The organism is Amycolatopsis sp. (assembly GCF_036008905.1).
Taxonomy (GTDB): domain Bacteria; phylum Actinomycetota; class Actinomycetes; order Mycobacteriales; family Pseudonocardiaceae; genus Amycolatopsis.
Window position 1 is genome coordinate 1 of record NZ_DASYMU010000010.1, and the last position, 19,470, is coordinate 19,470.

At 67.1% G+C, this 19,470-nt stretch carries 19 protein-coding genes and 1 tRNA gene; 5 read left to right on the forward strand and 15 right to left on the reverse strand.

What is annotated here, in order from left to right; all coding sequences use genetic code 11:
- The 11 genes from VGP60_RS01365 to VGP60_RS01415 all read right to left on the reverse strand — a co-directional run.
- Window positions 1–833 (reverse strand): solute symporter family protein (locus VGP60_RS01365; RefSeq protein WP_414640269.1); only part of this gene is annotated, 833 nt, incomplete at its 3' end.
- A complete protein-coding gene (locus VGP60_RS01370) occupies window positions 830–1,165 on the reverse strand; it encodes a DUF485 domain-containing protein (protein WP_327545959.1) in 336 nt (111 codons plus the stop codon). The genes VGP60_RS01370 and VGP60_RS01365, both read right to left, overlap by 4 nt.
- Window positions 1,166–1,396: 231 nt before the next feature.
- The gene (locus VGP60_RS01375) at window positions 1,397–3,187 is read right to left on the reverse strand and encodes a cation acetate symporter (RefSeq protein WP_327545960.1); all 1,791 of its coding nucleotides are present in this window, start codon (window positions 3,185–3,187) and stop codon (window positions 1,397–1,399) included.
- A gap of 51 nt (window positions 3,188–3,238) precedes the next feature.
- On the reverse strand, window positions 3,239–3,736 hold the full coding sequence (locus VGP60_RS01380; RefSeq protein ID WP_327545961.1) for a hypothetical protein: 498 nt from the start codon (window positions 3,734–3,736) through the stop codon (window positions 3,239–3,241).
- Between the two features lie 2 nt (window positions 3,737–3,738).
- A complete protein-coding gene (locus tag VGP60_RS01385; RefSeq protein ID WP_327545962.1) occupies window positions 3,739–4,575 on the reverse strand; it encodes a LytTR family DNA-binding domain-containing protein in 837 nt (278 codons plus the stop codon).
- 130 nt (window positions 4,576–4,705) lie between these two features.
- Window positions 4,706–6,151 (reverse strand): glycoside hydrolase family 16 protein, encoded by a 1,446-nt coding sequence (locus VGP60_RS01390; protein WP_327545963.1) that lies wholly within the window; start codon window positions 6,149–6,151, stop codon window positions 4,706–4,708.
- Between the two features lie 233 nt (window positions 6,152–6,384).
- Window positions 6,385–7,230 carry a S49 family peptidase gene (locus VGP60_RS01395; protein ID WP_327545964.1) on the reverse strand — a complete coding sequence of 282 codons (846 nt, stop codon included), beginning with the start codon at window positions 7,228–7,230 and terminating at the stop codon, window positions 6,385–6,387.
- A gap of 39 nt (window positions 7,231–7,269) precedes the next feature.
- The gene (locus tag VGP60_RS01400) at window positions 7,270–8,562 is read right to left on the reverse strand and encodes a sensor histidine kinase (protein ID WP_414640270.1); all 1,293 of its coding nucleotides are present in this window, start codon (window positions 8,560–8,562) and stop codon (window positions 7,270–7,272) included.
- Between the two features lie 161 nt (window positions 8,563–8,723).
- Entirely contained in the window at window positions 8,724–9,575 is an 852-nt protein-coding gene (locus VGP60_RS01405; RefSeq protein ID WP_327545965.1) for an Fpg/Nei family DNA glycosylase, read from the reverse strand.
- A gap of 17 nt (window positions 9,576–9,592) precedes the next feature.
- Window positions 9,593–10,033 (reverse strand): DUF983 domain-containing protein, encoded by a 441-nt coding sequence (locus tag VGP60_RS01410; protein ID WP_327545966.1) that lies wholly within the window; start codon window positions 10,031–10,033, stop codon window positions 9,593–9,595.
- A 103-nt stretch (window positions 10,034–10,136) separates the two neighbouring features.
- Window positions 10,137–11,636, reverse strand: coding sequence for a sigma-70 family RNA polymerase sigma factor (locus VGP60_RS01415; protein ID WP_327545967.1), 1,500 nt, complete (start codon window positions 11,634–11,636; stop codon window positions 10,137–10,139).
- A 181-nt stretch (window positions 11,637–11,817) separates the two neighbouring features.
- Here VGP60_RS01415 and VGP60_RS01420 point away from each other — a divergent pair.
- Both VGP60_RS01420 and VGP60_RS01425 read left to right on the forward strand, forming a co-directional pair.
- Window positions 11,818–11,890: transfer RNA gene (locus tag VGP60_RS01420), tRNA-Gly, on the forward strand.
- A gap of 337 nt (window positions 11,891–12,227) precedes the next feature.
- On the forward strand, window positions 12,228–12,788 hold the full coding sequence (locus VGP60_RS01425; RefSeq protein WP_327545968.1) for an alkaline phosphatase family protein: 561 nt from the start codon (window positions 12,228–12,230) through the stop codon (window positions 12,786–12,788).
- Window positions 12,789–12,812: 24 nt separating this feature from the next.
- Here VGP60_RS01425 and VGP60_RS01430 read toward each other — a convergent pair whose 3' ends face one another.
- The 3 genes from VGP60_RS01430 to VGP60_RS01440 form a co-directional block, all read right to left on the reverse strand.
- Window positions 12,813–13,214 carry an Imm7 family immunity protein gene (locus tag VGP60_RS01430; protein WP_327545969.1) on the reverse strand — a complete coding sequence of 134 codons (402 nt, stop codon included), beginning with the start codon at window positions 13,212–13,214 and terminating at the stop codon, window positions 12,813–12,815.
- A gap of 28 nt (window positions 13,215–13,242) precedes the next feature.
- Window positions 13,243–13,773: a DUF2716 domain-containing protein gene (locus tag VGP60_RS01435; RefSeq protein ID WP_327545970.1), complete on the reverse strand. Its 531-nt coding sequence runs from the start codon at window positions 13,771–13,773 to the stop codon at window positions 13,243–13,245.
- Between the two features lie 294 nt (window positions 13,774–14,067).
- Window positions 14,068–14,745, reverse strand: coding sequence for a GAF and ANTAR domain-containing protein (locus VGP60_RS01440; RefSeq protein ID WP_327546017.1), 678 nt, complete (start codon window positions 14,743–14,745; stop codon window positions 14,068–14,070).
- A 194-nt stretch (window positions 14,746–14,939) separates the two neighbouring features.
- Between VGP60_RS01440 and VGP60_RS01445 the strand changes: the two genes are divergently transcribed.
- Window positions 14,940–16,019: a methyltransferase domain-containing protein gene (locus VGP60_RS01445; RefSeq protein ID WP_327545971.1), complete on the forward strand. Its 1,080-nt coding sequence runs from the start codon at window positions 14,940–14,942 to the stop codon at window positions 16,017–16,019.
- A 65-nt stretch (window positions 16,020–16,084) separates the two neighbouring features.
- Here the strand turns inward: VGP60_RS01445 and VGP60_RS01450 are convergent, their stop codons facing one another.
- The gene (locus VGP60_RS01450; RefSeq protein WP_327545972.1) at window positions 16,085–16,693 is read right to left on the reverse strand and encodes a hypothetical protein; all 609 of its coding nucleotides are present in this window, start codon (window positions 16,691–16,693) and stop codon (window positions 16,085–16,087) included.
- Window positions 16,694–16,980: 287 nt separating this feature from the next.
- On the opposite strand from VGP60_RS01450, the gene VGP60_RS01455 reads away from it, so the two are divergent.
- Both VGP60_RS01455 and VGP60_RS01460 read left to right on the forward strand, forming a co-directional pair.
- Window positions 16,981–18,081 carry a hypothetical protein gene (locus VGP60_RS01455; protein ID WP_327545973.1) on the forward strand — a complete coding sequence of 367 codons (1,101 nt, stop codon included), beginning with the start codon at window positions 16,981–16,983 and terminating at the stop codon, window positions 18,079–18,081.
- Window positions 18,082–18,208: 127 nt separating this feature from the next.
- The gene (locus tag VGP60_RS01460) at window positions 18,209–19,456 is read left to right on the forward strand and encodes a hypothetical protein (RefSeq protein WP_327545974.1); all 1,248 of its coding nucleotides are present in this window, start codon (window positions 18,209–18,211) and stop codon (window positions 19,454–19,456) included.
- The last annotated feature ends 14 nt before the right edge of the window (window positions 19,457–19,470 follow it).

Sequence of the window (19,470 nt, forward strand, 5' to 3'; positions counted from 1 at the left end):
TAGAAGCGCATCAGCACGTGCGGCAGGCCGGCGGTGCCGAGTACCAGGGCGATGCCGAGCGAGAGGAAGTCGAGCTTCGACGTCCCGGTGGCGCCGTACTGCTTGCCCGGTCCGAGCAGCGCCTCGCCCTTCGCCCCGCCGCCCGCCTTGTCGACGGCGCCTTGCAGCAGGCTCGACAGGTTGAAGCCGTATTTGCCGAGCACCCAGAGTGTCATCACGAACGCACCGGCGATGAGCAGGACCGCCTTGATGATCTGCACCCAGGTGGTGCCCTTCATGCCGCCGACGAGCACGTAGACGATCATCAGGACGCCGACCACGGCGATGACGAGCGACTGCCCGGCCTTGCTCTCGATGCCCAGCAGCAACGCGACCAGCCCACCGGCCCCGGCCATCTGCGCGAGCAGGTAGAAGAACGACACGGCCAGCGTCGACACCGCCGCGGCGGCGCGCACCGGGCGTTGCTTCATCCGGAACGCCAGCACGTCACCCATGGTGAACTTGCCGGTGTTCCGCAGGAGCTCCGCGACCAGCAACAGCGCGACGAGCCACGCCACCAGGAAGCCGATCGAATAGAGGAAACCGTCGTACCCGTTGATCGCGATGGCCCCGGCGATCCCCAGGAACGACGCCGCCGAGAGGTAATCGCCGGAAATCGCGATGCCGTTCTGCGGACCGGTGAAGGCTCGCCCGGCGGCGTAGTAGTCCGACGCGGTCTTGCTGTTGCGGCTGGCCCGGAACACGATCACGAGAGTGATCAGCACGAACACCGCGAAAATGGTGATGTTCAGCGCCGGGTTACTGCCCTCGACCGGCGCGGCGAGGTTGATCATTTGGCTGCTCCCTCGATATCGCCGCGGATCTTGTCGGAGATCGGGTCGAGGTTCTTGTTCGCGTAGCGCACGTACAACCCGGTGATCACAAAGGTCGAGACGAACTGCAGCAGGCCGAAGATCAGGCCGACGGTGATGTTGCCCGCCACCTTCGTCGACATGAACCCGTGGGCGTAGTCGGCGAGCAGCACGTAAAGCAGGTACCAGAGCAGGAAGATCGCCGACACCGGGAAGACGAAGTTACGCAAGCGCTTGCGTAACCGGGCGAATTCCGGGCTGGCTTGGATCTGTTCCCAATCGGTCTCGGCCTCGTGGGCGACGTCTTTCTCCATTGCGGACCTCCTGCTCCGTCGGTTCCCGACACGCCGGGTTTCGAGTCGTTGATCGGTTGTTTTTGCCTGCGGCACGACTCAAGCGCCGACTGAGATCATCCCCCCGCAGGGCCACCCATGCTGATAATCCGATTGAGTGAACGGTATGACGCAAAGTAGATCAATGCGCGTCTGTTCTCGACGGAATGTCCTGATTCGATTACCGAAGGGAATGTCATCGCCCCGAACCGGCTACTTGCGGTGCTTTCCCTTGGTCAGCCGCACCTTTTCCTCGACCTGGTTCCCGAACCGCGCGACGGCCCGGTCCCGCATGAAGCCCAGCGGATCCGGCGCGTGCAAGCGCAACATCACGGCGTTGAGATCCTCGGGGATGCCGTACTTCGTGGCCTTGCTGACGACGTAGGTCGTGAGGAACGCGGCCGGCACGGTGATCAGCGCGGGCTGGCTGGTGAACCAGGGCGCCCAGTTGCCGGTGTACCCGCTGACGATGTCGGCGACCAATGCGAGCAGCACGAGCCCGCCACCGACAGTCATCCCGGCCATCGCGCCGGGCCAGCTCAGCTTCCGCCACCAGATGCCGAGCACCAGCAGCGGGCTGAACGTCGACGCCGCGAGCGCGAACGACATGCCGACGCTGAACGAAATGTCCTCGGCCCGCAGCAGTACCGCCAGCACCATCGGCAGGAACGCGACGATCGCCGTCGCCACGCGGAAGTCCCGTACCCGCCCCGGAAGCACGTCGGTCGAGACCACTCCGGCGACACTGACCAGCAGCCCGGACGAGCTCGACAGGAAGGCGGCGAACGCGCCCGCCGCCGTCACCGCGCCCAGAATCTGCCCCGCGACGCCGGGCAACAACGCGCTCGGCAGGCGCAGCACGGCCGCGTCCGACTCGCCGGTCACCAGCAACTCAGGCACGTACATCCGGGAGAGCGCGCCGAGCATGGTCGGGAAGAGATAGAACAAACCCAGTAACAGCAACACATGTACGGTCGTGCGCCGCGCGGCCTTCCCGTCGGGGTTGGTGTAGAACCGCACCAGCACATGCGGAAGTCCCATAGTGCCGAGGAACAACGCGAAGATCAGCGAGTACGTCTGCAGCAGGTCGGTCACACCACCGGAGCTCGCGCGCAGCCAGTCCGCGTTCTGCGTCTGCGCGCCGCTGATGACCGGGACCGGGGTGCCGGCGGAGAAGCGCAGCGTCGTTCCCGCGGCGACCTGACGCTTGATCCCCGACGCCCAGTACACCTCGCCGTCCGCCGTCGCGCCGTCCACTCGCCCATACGCCCAGAGGTTCACCGACCCGGCGACCTCGACGGTGATGTCCGTCTTGACGTCGACCGTGGTCTCCTGCACGAAAACCGGCGGCGCCTCCGCACCGAGCGGCCGGGCGCCGTCCGGGCCGCCACCGCCGAGGAAGACCACGCACAGGATGAACGTCGGCGCCGCGATCGCGAACAGCTTGAGCCAGTACTGGAACGCCTGCACCACGGTGATCGCGCGCATGCCGCCGGCGATCACGTTGACCGCGACCAGGAAGGTCACCAGCACCGCGCCGGCCCACGCCGGGACCGGCAGGATCGTCGCCAGGGTCAGCCCGGCGCCCTGCAGCTGCGGGACCATGTAGAGGATGCCGATGAAGATGACGAACGCCGTCGAGAACTTGCGCAACGAAACCGAACCAAGCCGCGCCTCGATGAAGTCGGGCAGTGTGTACGCGCCGGAACGCCGCAGCGGCGCGGCGACGAAGAGCATCAGCGCCAGATAACCCGCGGTGAACCCGATCGGGAACCACAGCGCGTCGGCGCCGTCCTTGAGCACGACCCCCGCGACCCCCAGGAAGGACGCGGCGGAGAGGTACTCACCGGAGATGGCGGCGGCGTTGCGGCGCGAGCGGACCGTTCGCCGCGCGACGAGGAAGTCATGGGTGGTGACGGCGAACCGGGACGAGCGGTGACCCAGATAGAAGGTCACCACGGCGACCAGCACGATGCCGGTCAACGCCCATGGGTTCAGCTGCACTGGGAGATCCTCGCACTCGAGCGCCCGCGCTCGGTCTTCGACTGGTTGCGGTCAGTTCTCGATCATGTCGACGAAATCGCGCTCGTGCCGCTCGGCGAGCCGGTTGTACCAAAGCCCGACACCGAACAGCAACGGAAACGGCACGACCCCGAGGATCAGCCACGGCATCGGCACGCCGATGAACGACAGCCGGCCGAACGACGGGACGAAGTAGAACAGGATCGGCAGCGACCCGAGCAGGGCCACGACCAGCAACGCCAGCAGCAGTCCGGTCCGGAGCTGCGCCTTGACGAGGTCCTTGATGAGGAGCTCGCCCCAGCTGGTCTGTTCTTCCAACTCGACGCGGGCACGCAGGGTGTTGGCGGCGACCCGCGGATCGGCGAGCACCACCCGTTGCCGGCGGATCTTCTGCTGCGGCTCCGCCTGTTGCTGGTTCAGGAACTGCTCGACCAGATCGGGTTCGGGCGGGTCGGTGCGGTTCAGGTTCTTGCCGAGGGTCGGATCCGGTTTGCGGAACCCGTCTTCCCCGTAGTAGTTGTCTTCGGTCATCGCTAGGAGTTTCTAGACGAGCCGACCAGCCGGTCCTTCAACTCGCGGGTGTGCCGTCTGCTGACCGGCAGCACCTTCTCCTCGTTGCCGATGACCACCTGGTAGCCGCCCTGGCCCATCCGCAGCTCGGTGATGAGCCCGAGCGCGACCAGGAACGACCGGTGGATCCGCACGAAGCCGGCCTTTTCCCAGCGCTCTTCGAGCTGTGCGAGCGGGATCCGCACGAGGTGGCTGCCGTCGGTGGTGAACAGGCGCGCGTAGTCGCCCTGCGCCTCGACCCACCGGACCGAAGAACGCTGGATGAGTTTCGTGGTGCCTGCCAGCTCGACCGGGATGACCTCGTCGTCGTTCTTGACCGGCGCGGCGCCGCCTGGCGGCGCGTCGAGCGAAGGCGCGGACTGGAGCTTCTCCACGACCCGCTGGATCGCCCTGTCCAGGCGGTTCTGCTTGCACGGCTTGAGCACGTAGTCGATCGCGCCGAGTTCGAACGCGTTGACGGCCTCGTCGGCATGCCCGGTCACGAAGACGAGCAGCGGCGGCGGGCTCAGCGCGCTGAGCACCTTCGACATCTCCATGCCCGACAGCCCTGGCATCTGGATGTCGGCGAACACGGCGTCGACCGGGGGAAGGCCGCGTTCCTTCCGCATCCTGAGCTCGGGGTCGTCGGACGCGATGATGCGCCGCAACGCCTCGGAAGCGTCGACCGCTTCGAGAACACGGCTGACTTGGTGGTTGCTGTCCAGACAGTGGACCAACTCGGACAAACCATGCGGCTCATCGTCCACAGCGAGGACGATGAGCTGACGGGTGGCATCTTGAGCACTCACAGTGATTCGCATCCTGCCTATTGCAGGCGGCAATGTCCATACCTTCGAGACCACGCGCACCGATGAGATGGTCCCGCGTTCGACCGTACCGCCCAACGGTGCCGATGCCCCCACGCTGAAGGCACCGGCACCGAATGACCGACTAGTGGCCGAAGGTGAACCAGTTCAGGTTCACGAAGTCAGCCGGTTGGCCGCTCGTGAACGTCAGGTACACCGTGTGGACCCCGGTCGTGGCGCCGATGTTGGCCGGGATCGTGCGCCAGCTCTGCCAGCCGCCGGTGTTGCCGACGGCGAAGCTGCCGACCGGTGCGTTGCTCCGGCTGTCCAGCCGCACTTCGACCAGGCCGCTCACCCCGCCCGCGGCCCCCGAGGCGACTCTCGCCACGAACTGGCGGCCGGGCGTGCTCCCGAAGTCGACGTTCGGATAGGACGCCCAGTCCCCGTTGCCCGCCGGGCCGACAGCCTGTCCGCCACCGGTGTCGGTTGTGGACTGCGTGGCCAGTCCGCCCTGCTGACCGAAGGATTCGGCCTGGATGGTGGCGTAGGCGTTGCCGGGATTACCCGGCGTGGTCGGCGTGGTGGGCGTCGTCGGAGTGGTGGGTGTGGTCGGGGTCGTCGTGGTGCCACCACCACTGGTGGACACCGACACGTAGTCGACGACCATCGGGCGACCGGGCACGATTCCCGGTCCTGGTGTGGTGGTGCCCGAGTTGTTGTTCGGGAAGGCGCCACCGATCGCGACGTTCAGCAGGATGAAATAGCCCGCGTGGTTGGTCATGTTGGCCCACGTCGTGGCGTCGACCTGGTTCTGGCTGACGGAGTGGAACTGCTGCCCGTCGACGAACCAGCGGAAGACCTGCGGCGAGGCGCTCGCGTCCCACTCGAAGCGGTACGTGTGGAACGCGGACTGGCAGCTCGCGCCGGGGCAGGCCCGGTTGGCCACGATGCCGGTGGTCTCGTTGCACGGGCCGCCGGGGTTGACGCCGCAGTGCAGCACGCCCCACACGGAGTTGATCCCGTTGACGTTCTCCATGATGTCGAACTCGCCGATGGCGGGCCAGTTCCAGTTGTTGCCGCGGTACGGCGAGCCCAGCGCCCAGAATGCGGGCCAGTAGCCGAGCGCGGCGGCCCCGGTGACGTTCGGCATCTGGATGCGGCTTTCGATCCGCATCGCACCGCCTGCGGGCGGCTTGAAGTTGGTCCGCTGCGTCTCGATCCGGGCCGACGTCCACGCGCCCGCGCCGTCGCGTTGCGGGGTGATCTTCAGGTTGCCCGCGCCGTCGAGGGCCAGGTTGTTCGGGTTGGTCGTGTAGTTCTGGATCTCACCGGTGCCCCAGTTCCCCGGCCCGCCCGGGTAGCCGAACCCGGTGTCGTAGATCCAGTTGGACGCGGACGGCAATGAGTTGGCGGCGCCGTTGAAGTCGTCCGCGAAAACTGTGGTCCAGCCCGGGTCCGGTGGCGGGACCGAGGCTTCGGCGGTCATGGTGAGCGGAATGGCGACCAGCACCGCGCCGGCGACCGCACTCAACGTGCCCCACCAGCGCCGGCGGGTTCGTGGCGCTCTGGACGAAACTGATGTGACGGGCATGGGTGACCTCCTCGTCAACCCGAACCGGCCGATACAGGGCATTTGTTGCCGGTCACAACAAAGCCTCGCCCCATGAGACCTGAAGGTCTAGACCATGTCTGTACGCCATTCGAGTGAAAGTGTGGTCCTTATCACATGGTGCCAAGCCTTAATATGCACTTTCTCGCCTAAGTGCCCCCCTTTTCGCGACGTGAAAAGGGGGGCACTTAGGCGAGAAAGTGCGACCGGTTAACTCAAAGCCCGAATCGCGACCAAGCCGCTTTCGTCGTCACCGCGTCGATCAACGCACTGGCCGCCGCCGGCGCGCCGATACCCAGCCTCGCCAGCAACGCTTTCTTGGGCTCCGCAACGGAAATCTCCGCCCCCGGGTACCGCGCGTTGATCACCTCGCGTAACGTCCCGACCCCGTCGATGAGCCCGAGTTCCAACGCCTTGTTCCCGAGCCAGACGTCACCGGTGAACAGATCTTCCTCGGTGGACAATTTGTCCCCGCGACGTTCCTTGACCCATTCCACGAACAATTCGTGCAGCTGGGAATGCATCTTTTTCAACCACTCGACGTCTTCCGGCTTCTCCGGGCTGAACGGGTCGAGCCGCGACTTGTTGGCGCCCGCGGTGTGCAGCCGGCGCTCGATGCCGAAGCGCTCCAGCAGCCCGGTGAAGCCGAACCCGCCGCTGATCACGCCGATCGAGCCGACCATCGACGTCCGGTGCGCGAAGATCTCGTCGGCCGCGCAGGCGAGCCAGTACCCGCCGGAAGCGGCGACGTCCTCGCAGAACGCGATCACCGGCACGTTCTTCTTGTCCGCGAGCTGCCGGATCCGCTCCGCGACCAGGCCCGACTGCGTGGGTGCCCCACCGGGCGAGTTGATCTGCAGCGCGACGGCCTTGAGGCGGTCGTGGCTGAACGCCCTGGTGAGCGCGGACTCCACCGCGGAGAGGTTGATCGAGCCCCTGGCCAGCGGCGACGGCGACGGCGTGATGACGCCATGCAGTTTCACCACGGCGACGATGTCGGTGCGATCACCCCTGTCGCCGATCATCGGGAGGCGGGAAGTCAGCTTGTCCGTGACGCTCATATCGCCACCTTACTGACGTTTTGACCCGGCTTCAGCGCGCTAGACGCCGCCGCGCGCCGCCGGCAGCACGCCGCTGCGCGAGCCGATGCCGCCGTTGTCCAGCTGGGGCTGGTCGTCGCCCTCGTCTTCACCGGGGGCGAAGTCGGGCAGGTTCGGGCGGACGCCGTTGACGAACTTCGGCACCCGGAGCGTCACCTTCATGCCCGCGCCCGGCGCGGTTTCGACGATCAGCGCGTAGTCGCCACCGAAGACCTGCTGCATGCGCTGGTTGATGTTCCCGAGCCCGACGTGCGCGCCCGTGCGATGCGAGCTGCGGAGCCCTTCGAGCCGCGACGGGTCCATGCCGATGCCGTCGTCCTCGACGCTGATCAGCGCTTCGGAACCGAAGTCCTGCGCGATCACCGTCACCGTGCCGCCGCTGGGCTTGTTCGCCAGCCCGTGCTTGACCGCGTTCTCGACGAGCGGCTGGATGATCAGGAACGGCACGACCACCGCGAGCACCTCGGGCGCGATCTTCATCCGGACTTCGAGCCGTCCACCGAAGCGCGCGGCCTCGATGGTCAGGTAACGGTCGATGTTGCGGAGTTCCTCGCTCAACGTCGTGAACATGCCCGAAGTACGGAACGAGTACCGCGTGAAGTCCGCGAACTCCATGAGCAACTCCCGCGCTTCCTCGGGATCCGTGCGGATCAGCGAGGAGATCGTGTTGAGCGCGTTGTAGACGAAGTGCGGCGAAATCTGCGCGCGCAGCGCCTTGATCTCGGACTGCTGCAGCTGGTGCTTGGATTCGTCGAGCCGCGCGAGTTCGAACTGCGTGCAGACGAAGTGCGCGACGGCGTCGGCCATCTCGATGAGCCTGCCGCGCGTCCGGCCGACGACGATCAGCGCCGCCTCGGTCTCGCCTTCGACGATCAGCGGCACGATGACCGCCGTTTTCATCCGGCAGGTCCCGCGGTGGTTGCAGGGCATCTTGTCGTGCTGGACGACCTCGCGCCGGTGCTTGCGGATCGCCGAGCCGATCGCCTCGACCAGGTCGACGTAGTGGTCGTTGGCCTCGCCGTCCCACGAAAGCAGCGTGCCTTCGCCGTCGGTGATGCCGACGGCCACACACTTCAGCATGTCGAGCAGCTGGGTGGTGATCTTGTCCGCGGCCTCCTCGGTGAGGCCTTCCCGCAGGTCAGGGGTCGCTTTCGACAACCCGTGCACCGCTTCCAGCCGCGCGTTCTCGACGACATGACCAGGCTGGCGCGCCTTGATGATCATGACAACGATGACGATGAGGAGCACGCCGACCAGTCCCCAGGGAACGATCTGAGCAATAGGCCAGTACACAGCCTCAATGCTCTGCGCTCTGGCATCCGGCTGCAAGGCTTGCAACCCACTTTCTGTGCGATTTGGAAAACGGAGAGTGGGCCAGACCCTACCCATTGTCCGGTGAGACACCCGATGGTTTTCGTGTGGTTCACCCGCGAAGCTGAATGGTGACCGCGAAACTATTTCAGCAGGCGGGACATCCGCCGATCGGCCAGCGGTTTGCCACCGGTCTGGCAGGTGGGGCAGTACTGGAACGATTTGTCCGCGAACGAGATCTCCCGCACGGTGTCACCGCAGACCGGGCACGGCAGGCCCGTTCGCGCGTGGACGCGCAGGCCGGACCGCTTCTCGCCCTTGAGGCGCGCCGCGTCCTGCCCGACTGAGCGGGTGACGGCACTGGTCAGGATCTCGTGGATGGCGTCGGCGAGCCTGTCGAGCGCCTCGTCGGGGAGCTTGCCGGGCGTGGAGTACGGCGAAAGCTTGGCCATGTGCATGATCTCGTCGGAGTAGGCGTTGCCGATCCCGGCGATCACTTTCTGGTCCGTCAACGCCGTTTTCAGGCGTTCGGTGCGGCCGGCGAACAACTCGCCGAGTTTCGCCCGATCGAGCGACAACGCGTCGGGGCCGAGCCGCGCGACGCTGGCGACCTCGCTGGGGTCGCGCACGATCCACACCGCGAGCCCCTTTTTCGTGCCCGCCTCGGTGAGGTCGAACCCTGGCCCGCCGAGATGGACGCGCAGGGAGATCGGGCTCTTGCCGGGTTTGAGCGGGGTCGGCGACAACGCGTCGGACCAGCGCAGCCACCCGGCACGCGCGAGATGCGTGATCAGATGCAGCTCGCCGACGACGAGGTCGAGGTGCTTGCCGAAGCGGCCGGCCCCGGTCACCTCGAGGCCCCGCAGGTCGGTGTAGGACGGGCTGAACGTTTTGAGCACGCTCAGCGAGGCCACGTCGATCCGGCTGATCGTGCGGCCGACGGCGTGTTCGCGCAGGTGGTGGGCCAGCGCTTCGACTTCCGGCAACTCCGGCATGCTGCCAGTGTCGTTGGCTATTCCACCGGGCGCAACGGGCCGTCGAAGTCCGGCAGCGAGTGGGCCTGGATGGTCTTCGCGATCTTGACGACCTCGCCGCGGATGCGGAACATGCCGCGCACGTTGCCGACCCAGCGCTCGGCGGGCCGGTCACCGGTCATGTCGCCCTCGGTTTCGGCGACGACCTTCCACGGCCGGCGAAGGATCCAGCGCAGCGGGAAGAAGAGCATGACGAGCAGCAGCGCGAGAATCACCCAAGCGGGGACGTGCACGTCGGCCGGCGTCCAGACGACCAGCACCAGCGCGAGGATCACGGTCACCACGATCATCGCGATGCCCGAGCCGTAGCTGTCCGCGACGTCGTGGTCGAAGCTGTCCGAGGTGGCGGGCTGCCGCCACTCCATCTCGGCGCGCACCACCCAGTCCCGGCCGTCATCGCCCTGCACCAGCCGGTTCATCTGTTCCTCCCGCGCGACGCTCGCTCCCGGTGAGCGCGTTCCACCGTACCGTGATCGCGGCCGGCTTCGCGAGGCCAGAATCCCTGGAGATCGGGTGTTTCGGCTACTCGGGTGACACCGCGGAGGACGTCGAATCCGGCGATGTGGCGGAATCGGAGCCACTGATCGTCGTATCGGCGGTGGTCGTGGGCTTGGGGCTCGAGGACGGCGGACGCCACGGCGGCGTGCCCGTCGACCACGGGTAGCTCGGCTTGGGTTTGCACGAAGGCTCTTCGGTGTCCGAGGGCTGGGACGAGTCCGGCGCTGCCGTCTCCGAGAGGAGCGGCGCGTCGTCCCGGGCGCTCGTGGTGGTGGCCTCCGCCGGCGGCGGGTCCAGCCGCGGCTCACCGGACGGCTCTGTGGTCCCGAATCCGGGCTCGGTCCCCGGCTTCGCGGGCGGGATCCCGGCACCGCCGTCCGGGGCCGTCCCGGCGTTCTGGGGGGCGCCGAGCGGCACTCCCGCGGCGCCGCCACGGGCCACGTCACCGCTGACGTGGTGCACGAACGGGCCGGCGGCCTTCACATTCAGCTGATCGATACCGAGCGCGATCTGCGGCGGCTCGGGAACCGGCGCCTGCGGATCGACCCGCAGGTCGTCGCCGGTCTTGCCGGACAAGCCGACCGTCTGGTGGCTGTCGGCGTCGAAAACCGCCGGGCCGACGGCGATGCCGAAGGCACCCGCTGCCGCGGTGGACGCGAGCGCCATCCCGACCTTGATCTTGGATCCGACCAGCACGCTCTTCACCGCGGCCAAGACACCGCCACCGCCACCGAAGCCCAGTGCGGCGGCGGGCACCAGCAGCACGACGACACCGGCGTGCGCCCGCAGCGACGAGCAGACGTCCCGCAGCTCGTCGTGGGTCGCCCGGCACGAGGTGCAGCCGAGAAGATGGGTCCTGATCCGGCGCGCTTCGGTGCCCGTGACACTGCCCGCGGTGTAGCCGCCGAGCTTTTCGACGACCGCGCGGCAGCCGTCGGAACTGCGGTTCACGGCCAGGTGGGCCTGCAGATACGCGGCGCGGAGGCCTTGGCGGGCGCGGCGGGCGAGCGCGGCCGTCGCGTTGGCGCTGAGCCCGAAATGGGGCGCGACCATCGCCGGCTGCTCGCCCTCGACCTCGGTCTGCCAGAGCACGGTCCGCCAGCGCTCGGGAAGGCTGGTGAACGCCGTGGTGATCAGCGTGTGTTCGGCGGAGCGGGCGTGCGTATCCGCCCCTGCCCCCACCCGGAAGGTCAGTTCGTCGTCGCTGACCGGGACGTCGCGGCGCGCGCCGTGCCATTCCCACGACACCCGGCGCGCGACCGTCAGCAGGTAGGCACGCACGTAGTCGCGTGGCCCGGCCCCGCGGCGGATCGCCTGCAGGACGCGGAAGAACGTCTCGGCCGTGATGTCCTCGGCTTCGGACTGGTCCGAAGCGATGCTCCGGGCCAGCCTGCGGACGGCGGCGGCGTGCAGTTCGAAGAGCTCGCCGAAGGCCGCGTCCTCGCCTCCCCGCAGCCGCAGCAGAAGTGCCTGCTCGTCGGATCCCGAGGCCGCCTGATGCGGCACTGTGCCCTGCTCGGTCATCCGGCCAGGCACCTCCTCCCCGAATTACCAACCATTCGGTCGAATGGAGACACCATACGGAGCGAAACCCTCGTCGTCACCCCTTGTACGCCAGGAGTGACGGAAGAGGTTGATGAAGGGTGGGTCGCACGGGCACTGGGACGTCGTATAGGCTGTGCCCAGCACCAGTTGATCGGTGCTTGCGGACGTGGCGCAGCTGGTAGCGCATCACCTTGCCAAGGTGAGGGTCGCGAGTTCGAATCTCGTCGTCCGCTCGCGAAGGGCCCTGTGTTTTGCGGAAACGCGAACATGGGGCCCTTTCCGTTTGAGTAGACACCGCGTTTTGACTAGACACCGCGTTTTGGGCGGACACCGGGCTTGCACCGTGCGGAACACACTAGACCGTCCGGCCCAATGTCTAGACCATTGTGGCCAAGATCATGGTGGCCATCTCGGACTCTCCGCTGGCCTAGACCAGTGGTCGTGGCCCTCACCTCCCCTTCATCTCATTACGCCGTTTAGGACATCGCGGACACGGCCGACGCGTTCCGTTCCTGTTCGGATGTCGCCTTCTCGCGAATTCTTAACCGGCTATTTCCACCTTTGTTCCCCGTGACCGAACTGACCCGCCGCCGGTGTCGCCGCCGCCGCGGCCGCGACTTCCCTTATGCCACCCAATGTGCAGCGCGCACTCGCCCAGGGCGCCCCCAAACACGGTTCCCTGCGCGATATCGAACATGTCGTCATGCTGATGCAGGAAAACCGTTCCTTCGGCCGACGTCCCACGCCTGGCAGGTGCAGCACGACGCCTGGAACGGTGGGAAAATGGACAACTGGCTGCCGGCGCACCGCAAAGCCGACGGCAAGAACGGCTCGTACGTCATGGGCTACCACACCCGCGCCGATCTGCCGTTCCAGTTCGCGCTCGCCGAGACGTTCACCGTCTGCGATTCCTGCCATTGCTCGGTTTTCGGCCCCACGGCGTGGGCGAAAACCGCGTTCATCCTGAACTACGACGAAAACGACGGCCTCTTCGACCACACTTCGGTGTTGCAGCTGCTGGAAAAGGTGACCGGCGTGACCGAGCCGAACATCTCGCAGTGGCGGCGCAAGACGTTCGGTGACCTGACTCAGGAACCCGGCCACCGCCCGCGAGTCCCGCGCGGCCACTAAAAATGCCACCGTGGCCAAAGAACGCTAGTGATCGAACTCCGGATAAACGTCCACAATGGTCGGTGCGACCGGGGAAAGCAGGGTGTCCGCCATTTCCGTGACCTGGCCACGGGCCATCCGGTGGACACGGAACTCGTTGTCGTGCTGGAGATCCTGGTCGTCCCAGACATGCAGGAGCCCGTAGGACCCGGGGGCGAGCTCACCGATCCTGGTGTACAGGTCCAGCAGATCCGGCGCCATCGTGGCGCCGTGTTTGTCTAGGCCGCCGAGGTGCAGCACCGGCACCCCGTTCACCCAGCGAAGATCGACGAGGTCGATCTCCCCGAAGTCCCGTACCGCCCGGCGCACCCGCTCGACGAGTCGCTCGAGCAGCGACGTTTCGTCGTCGTTCGCCTGGATCGTGACCCACCCGTGGTATTCGAACACGCGGAGAGCCTAAGTCCAGCGGTTTTCCTCAGACGAGGGCGGTCCCGTCACGCCGGAGAACCGCCGTCATCGCGTCGTTCCGGTGCGTCTCGACGGCGTCGACGAGTTCCTTGCCGAACACGCAGAGCGAGCGTTCCCACGGATGGCCCAGGGTGCCGAACCTGAAGTCCTGCGCGAGGAACAGATGGTAGTCACCGCGCGGGAAAACCGGTACCGGCCAGCGCTGCGACCCGCCCATGCGGTGCGGCCAGAACCGGTAGGACTGGTGCTGCCAGTGCAGCGCCCACACCCACTCGTCCGGCTGGACGCAGGCGCGCAGTGCCTGCAGCGCCAGCGTGGCCACGTCATCTTCCTTGACCGAGTACGGGCCGAGGCGGAACTCGGCGGACGCGCGGTCGGCGTCACCGGCGGAAAGATCCCAGGTGACCGACGGCGACGGCTCACGGAAGCCTGGCCACGCGTTGGCGTACGTGCTCGGCCAGAAGCCCAGCTTGTCGTAAACCCAGTACCACGCCGGTTCGTCGGCGACTCTGGACAGCTGTTCCCAGGCAGGATTCACTATCGACCTCAGTTGCTCGCACCGGCTAAGACCTTGAAAGCTTCGTATTCGACGCCGGAGTTGTCCAGTTGAGTTTGCGCTAGTTGCGGAATCGCTTCGCAATGGGGGTTGCGACCGGCCGGTTGACAGTTATGAAATTGATACCGAACGTCGATCTTGTCCCGGCATTCGTTCGACTGAATGCCGATCTTCGAAGCAGTGCGCAACCGAACGGCCGAGGACGCCGGGCTCGTTCGGCGGTACCGTGCCGACCCCTTTTATGATTCGCCCATCCTGACTGTCCACAAAGGGCAATCAGGGGTCGAGCCGCACCGCTTCGGCGACGAATCGCCCGGCGACGTCGTGCAGTTTGACGTTGTCCCGCTGCGACCGCGAAACGAGCGCCGCGAACGCTTCGTCCGGGGTCAATCCCCGTGCCGCCATCAGGATGCCCTTGGCCTGCTCGATCACCGCACGCGAGCTGAGCGCCCGCCGGAGCTGCTCGGCCGACTCCTTCGCCCGCAGATAGCGGCGCGCGCTGCGCAACGCCAGCACGACCATCGTCGTGTAGAGGTCCAGCAGTTTGCCCTCGACCTCGAGGAAACCGTGTTCCTGGAAACCGAACAGGTTCATCGCCCCGGACAGCGCCTCGTCGACGGCCAGCGGCGCGGCCAGGTAACTGGCGACACCCAGTTCACGCGCCGAAGCCGTGAACTCGGGCCAAAGCTCCTCGGCCTTCCAGACGTCGACGCGCACGATCTCGCCGGTCGCCGCCGCGCGCAGACACGGCCCGTCACCTTGCCGGTACTGCTCGGCGTCGATGTCCGACGCCCGGCGATCGGTACCGGCGGCGGTTTCCGCGACGCCGTCGCGCACGACCGTGATGCTGGCCATGTCCGCGCCGGGGATCACCCGGATGGCCTGGTCACAGACAGTCTGAAGCACCGACCCGAGATCGTCCTCGCGATCGAAGGTCTCGGTCAGCGCTTCCATCGCGCTGGTGACTTCGTCGATCTGCTCGTCCAAGCGTTCCAAGCTCCGCACCACAGTGTCGCTCTTTTCTCCACGGAACGGCTCTCGCCGGCCGACCCGCACACAACCGATGAGGATCCTACTTCCAGTTTGGGCCCGCATAGGATGAACCGGCACGAACAACACTGGGGTCGATTCACCTTCAAGGAGCAGGCATGGCGCTGGACGAGCTCAAGAGCACCTGGGACAGCTTGGGCAGCGTCGATCCACTCTGGGCCGTGCTCACCGATCCCGCCCGCCGCAACGGCGGCTGGGATCTCGAAGAATTCATGGAAACCGGCCGTCTGACCGTCGGTGCCGCCGTGGACACGCTGACCAGGCACGACGTTTCACTGGGCGAACGGGTGCTCGATTTCGGCTGCGGTGTCGGCAGGCTGAGCAACGCACTGGCCGAGCACGCCAAGTCCGTGGTCGGGGTCGACCTGGCGGCGTCGATGGTGGACCGGGCTCGCGAACTCAACCGGCACCCGGACCAGGTCGAATTCGTGCTCTACGACGGCCTCACCCTGCCGTTCGAAGACGGTTCCTTCGACGGCGCGCTGAGCTTGCTCGTCCTCCAGCACGGGCGGCCGGAAGTCCAGCTGCGCTGCCTGATGGAGCTGCAGCGGGTGGTGCGGCCCGGTGGGGTGCTCATGCTCCAGATCCCGAGCCGGCCACTGCCGCCGAAACCGTTGGCAGCGGACGCCTACCAAGCGCAGATCGATCTGCAGGACGCGCCGGCGAGCCTGGCCGCCGGCGAGCGCGCGACGCTGACCGTGAACCTGGTCAACGTCAGCGAGCGCACCTGGCCCGCTTCGGCGATCATCCAGCTCGGCAACCACTGGCTCGACGGCGAGAACATGCTGGTGCTCAACGACGGCCGCACGATGTTGACCGCGGACGTCGAACCCGGTGACTTCGTCGAGCTGCCGCTGACCGTCACGGCCCCCGAAGCCGCGGGCACCTACGAGCTGGAAATCGACCTGGTGCACGAAAACGTGACCTGGTGGAAGAACGCCGGCACGGAAACCGCCCGCGCGACGGTGACCGTCGGCGGTGCCCGGCAGGAGACCGTGGCCGAATCGGCCCCCGCCGAGGACACCCATCCCGGCGACGCGATCGAAATGCACGGCCTGCACATCGAATTCCTGCGTGATCTGTTCGAATACAGCAACACCGACGTACTCGCCGCCATTCAAGACGGTTCTGCGGGCGAGGAATGGGAGAACTACACGTACATTCTCCGCCGCCGCTAGCGATCGAACACGGCAAAAGGGGCAGGGCGAGACAACTCGCCCTGCCCCTTTGTCACGTGGCGTTCCTAAGCGGCGGATTCCCACAACGTCAGGAACGAAGTCGCCTCGCTGCGCACCCACGGCTCCATCCGCGTCCGGTCACGGCTGTTGAGCGTGTATTCCTTGGCCCGCCGGACATCCACGACCAGCGCCGTCGCTTCGGGCAGCAGATCGTCCATGACCTGTTCCATGCTCCACAGCGCGAGGTTCGCACCGTCGCGCGTCAGCGGGGCCTCCTTGAAGTAGAGCCAAGTCGCGAAGACCTCGCCATTGGGCTTGCGCAGGCCGAGCTGCGGCGAAATCCGCGATTCGAACTCGCCGTGCCGCCATTTCGCGCGGCCGACGTCCACCAGCTCCGGCTTGCGCCGCCCCAGGTAACGCAGCCAGCCTTCGGCGACGGCCGTGTAGTGCGTCAGCGACTTCGGAATCGCCTGATCGACGAGTGTCTCCATGGACTCGGCGTCCAGCCCGGACGCCCGCCCCGCGCGGATGGCGTTCGTGGCCCGTCCGTAGAAGTCGAACGCACCGCGCTCCGGGTTGTCGAAAAGACGGCGGTACCGCTTGACGAACGACGTCCGCGCCGCGCCCGAACTAGTGCTGTAACCAACAAACGTCGGCAGGGTGACATAGGCCATTGAGCTGCCCTCCGTGTCTTGCTCCCCATCCAGGTCCACACCCCTGGTTTCCCTACTATTTTACGAGGTGGCACCGACAAAAACGGCCTGTTCAGGAGGCCTTCGGGCAGGCAAAATGCCCGCCGGGGAAATCGGGGTTGCCCTGACCCCGCCCAACCACGACATACTGCACCCGTACGCATCTGAACGCGCTTGTTCCGGCAGTCGTAGGACGGTCTGTCCGAGCAGCGCAATACCCTGTGGGCACCCACCACACTGGGGTATTCGAACGGGCAAGGGGTTCCGCCATGGGCTGGCAGGAAGAACTGCGGCAGCTGGACGTCGAGCTGGCCAATGGGCGCATCACCCCCGAGAGCCACCGTAAGCAGCGTGACGAGCTGCTCGCGGTCGCCTCCGGTGGCGGCGCGGCGTCGCCGGTCGCGTCCCCGCTGCACCGGCCGCGGAGCCCGCAAGGTCCACCGGCGCCGCAGTGGCAGAGCACCAACCCCGGTCACCAGGTCACGGAGCCCGTCACCCCGCCACCGGCGCAAAAGCCGCAGCGGCCCGCGCCGGCTCAGCCGTTCACCACCGAGCGGCGGACGACAGCGCCCAGCCCAGCCGACGAGCGGCACACCGACTGGCTGCCCTACCCGATCCCGGCCGCCGGCCGGTTCGATTCGGCGACGGTGGTCCGTCCCGCGGTGCTGCCGCCGCCTCCGCCGCAGACGTTCCAGCCCCAGTCACAGCAGGACTCCCGGCGGTCGGGTCATCGGCGGCCCGACACCATGGACCCGCCGCCCAGGAAGAACCGCGGCACACCGGTCTGGCTCTTCATCGCGCTCGGTGTGGTCCTCGTGGGCGCACTGGTCGCCGGCGGTATGTGGTGGATCGGCGGCACCAGCGACAACGCCGTGGACACCGGCGCGACGTCGCTCGACAAGAGCTTGCCCGTCCTTCCGGGCACCGCGGGGCCGAACAATTCCACCGTTTCGGTGTACAAGGCGCTCGACCTGAGGCTGATCGGGCAGCACACCGCCGATCTCATGAACGCGAACCACGCGCAGGAGATCACCTTCCGCAGCTCCGCGGAAATGGCCGACCAGACCTACAGTTACACGCTTTTCGTCGTCAAGACGCCGTCCCCGGTCGACGCGACGAACCTGGCGGAGGACCTGACCCAGTACGCGGAGACCAGCGGATTCACCGACATGCACCTGGCCGACGCGCCGGCGAGGTCCGCGCTCAGTGTGGAGAGCCCGCAAGGGACACTGGGACAGAGCTGGTATTCGTCGGCCAACCTGACCGTCGGGGTCGGGATTTCCCAGCTGCCGAGCGGCGACGCGGCCCTGCTGCGCGAGCGTGTGGCCAAGACCCGAAACCAGCTCACCGGCGTCCTCCCGCGCGGCTGATCCACGATCAGATCACAAATTCGACCCGCACCGGCCACCGAGAGCGAGACCATGCACAATATGCGGCGTAGTCGCAGATAGGCCTTCGCGGGCCGTGCGTAACAAAAGCCATACGGGGGTTTACCGGGTGTCCTGGCAGGAGCAGCTACGAAACCTGGACGAGGAGCTCGCATCGGGCCGTCTCTCCGCCGACGAGTACCGGCAGCGCCGTGACCAGGTGCTAACGTCCGCCGTCACCCCGGGAGACAGCTCCCAGCCGTATGCTCCGCCGTCCCCGCCTCCCGGCACGCCGCCACAGGGCCAGCCGCAGTCGCAGCCGCCTCAGGGGCAGCCGCCGACGGCGGAGTCGACGCAGATCATCGCTCCGGTGAGTCCCTCACGGGGATTCCCGCAGCAGAACGCGCCGCAGGCGAACACACCCCAGCAGAACTCCGAGGCCACCCAGGTCGTGCGGGGCCTCGACCCCAGCGCCGATCGCACCCAGGCCGTCCAGGGTGGCTGGCCCGCGACGCCGGGCGACGCCGATCGCACCCAGGTCGTCCCCGGCGGCACCGCGTCCTCACCTCCCGGCGGGATTCCCATGGGCGGCCACCGGCCGCAGCAGCCCACGTGGAACACCCCGGACACCGACGCCAGCCCGCCGTGGGGTGGCAGCGAGTTCCCGCCGCTTCCGGCGCAGGGCCCGGACAGCTGGATCACCCAGGGTCCGGAGGTCTTCGGCACGAAGAGCGGCGGCAAGGGCAAGATCATCGGCATCGTGGTGGCCGTGCTGGTGCTGGCCGGGCTCGGTGTCGGCGCCTTCCTGATCTGGGGTCAGGGCTCGTCCAGCGAGCAAGCAGGCCCCGGCGACCAGACGCCGCCCGCCGCGAGTTCGCAGGCCCCGCCGCCGGCGCCCCCGGACCCGCTGCCCACCGCCAAGCTGGCAGGCCAGGCCGAGGCGCACCCCGAGATCAAGTCCATGGCGGACATCCCGCAGCTCAACTACCTCGGCCCCAAAGAGCTCGAGGCGTATAACACCGCGACCTCGGGCGCCGGCGACACCAAGGTCGTCGTCTACCACCTGACCGACGGCAGCCAGGTCGTGCTCATGCTGACGGAGGCCTTCGCCCCCGCCGCGGCACAGGACGCCGTCGAGAAGCTGAAGGACGTCCAGGTCGAGAACGGCGCGAAGACGGACACCGCGTCTCCGGTCGGTGTGCAGACGACCGAAATCGGGGTCAAGGGCGGCCAGCCGGCCCAGGTTCGCGGCCACTACGTCAGCGGCAGTGTGATCGTCCGGGTGGACGTGGCGAACACTTCCGGGCTCGAAGCGGCCAAGAGCTCGTACGAGACCGCTCTCGCGGCTCAGTTGAGCGCGCTTCCCAGCAATGGCTGAGGCGCACGCACCAG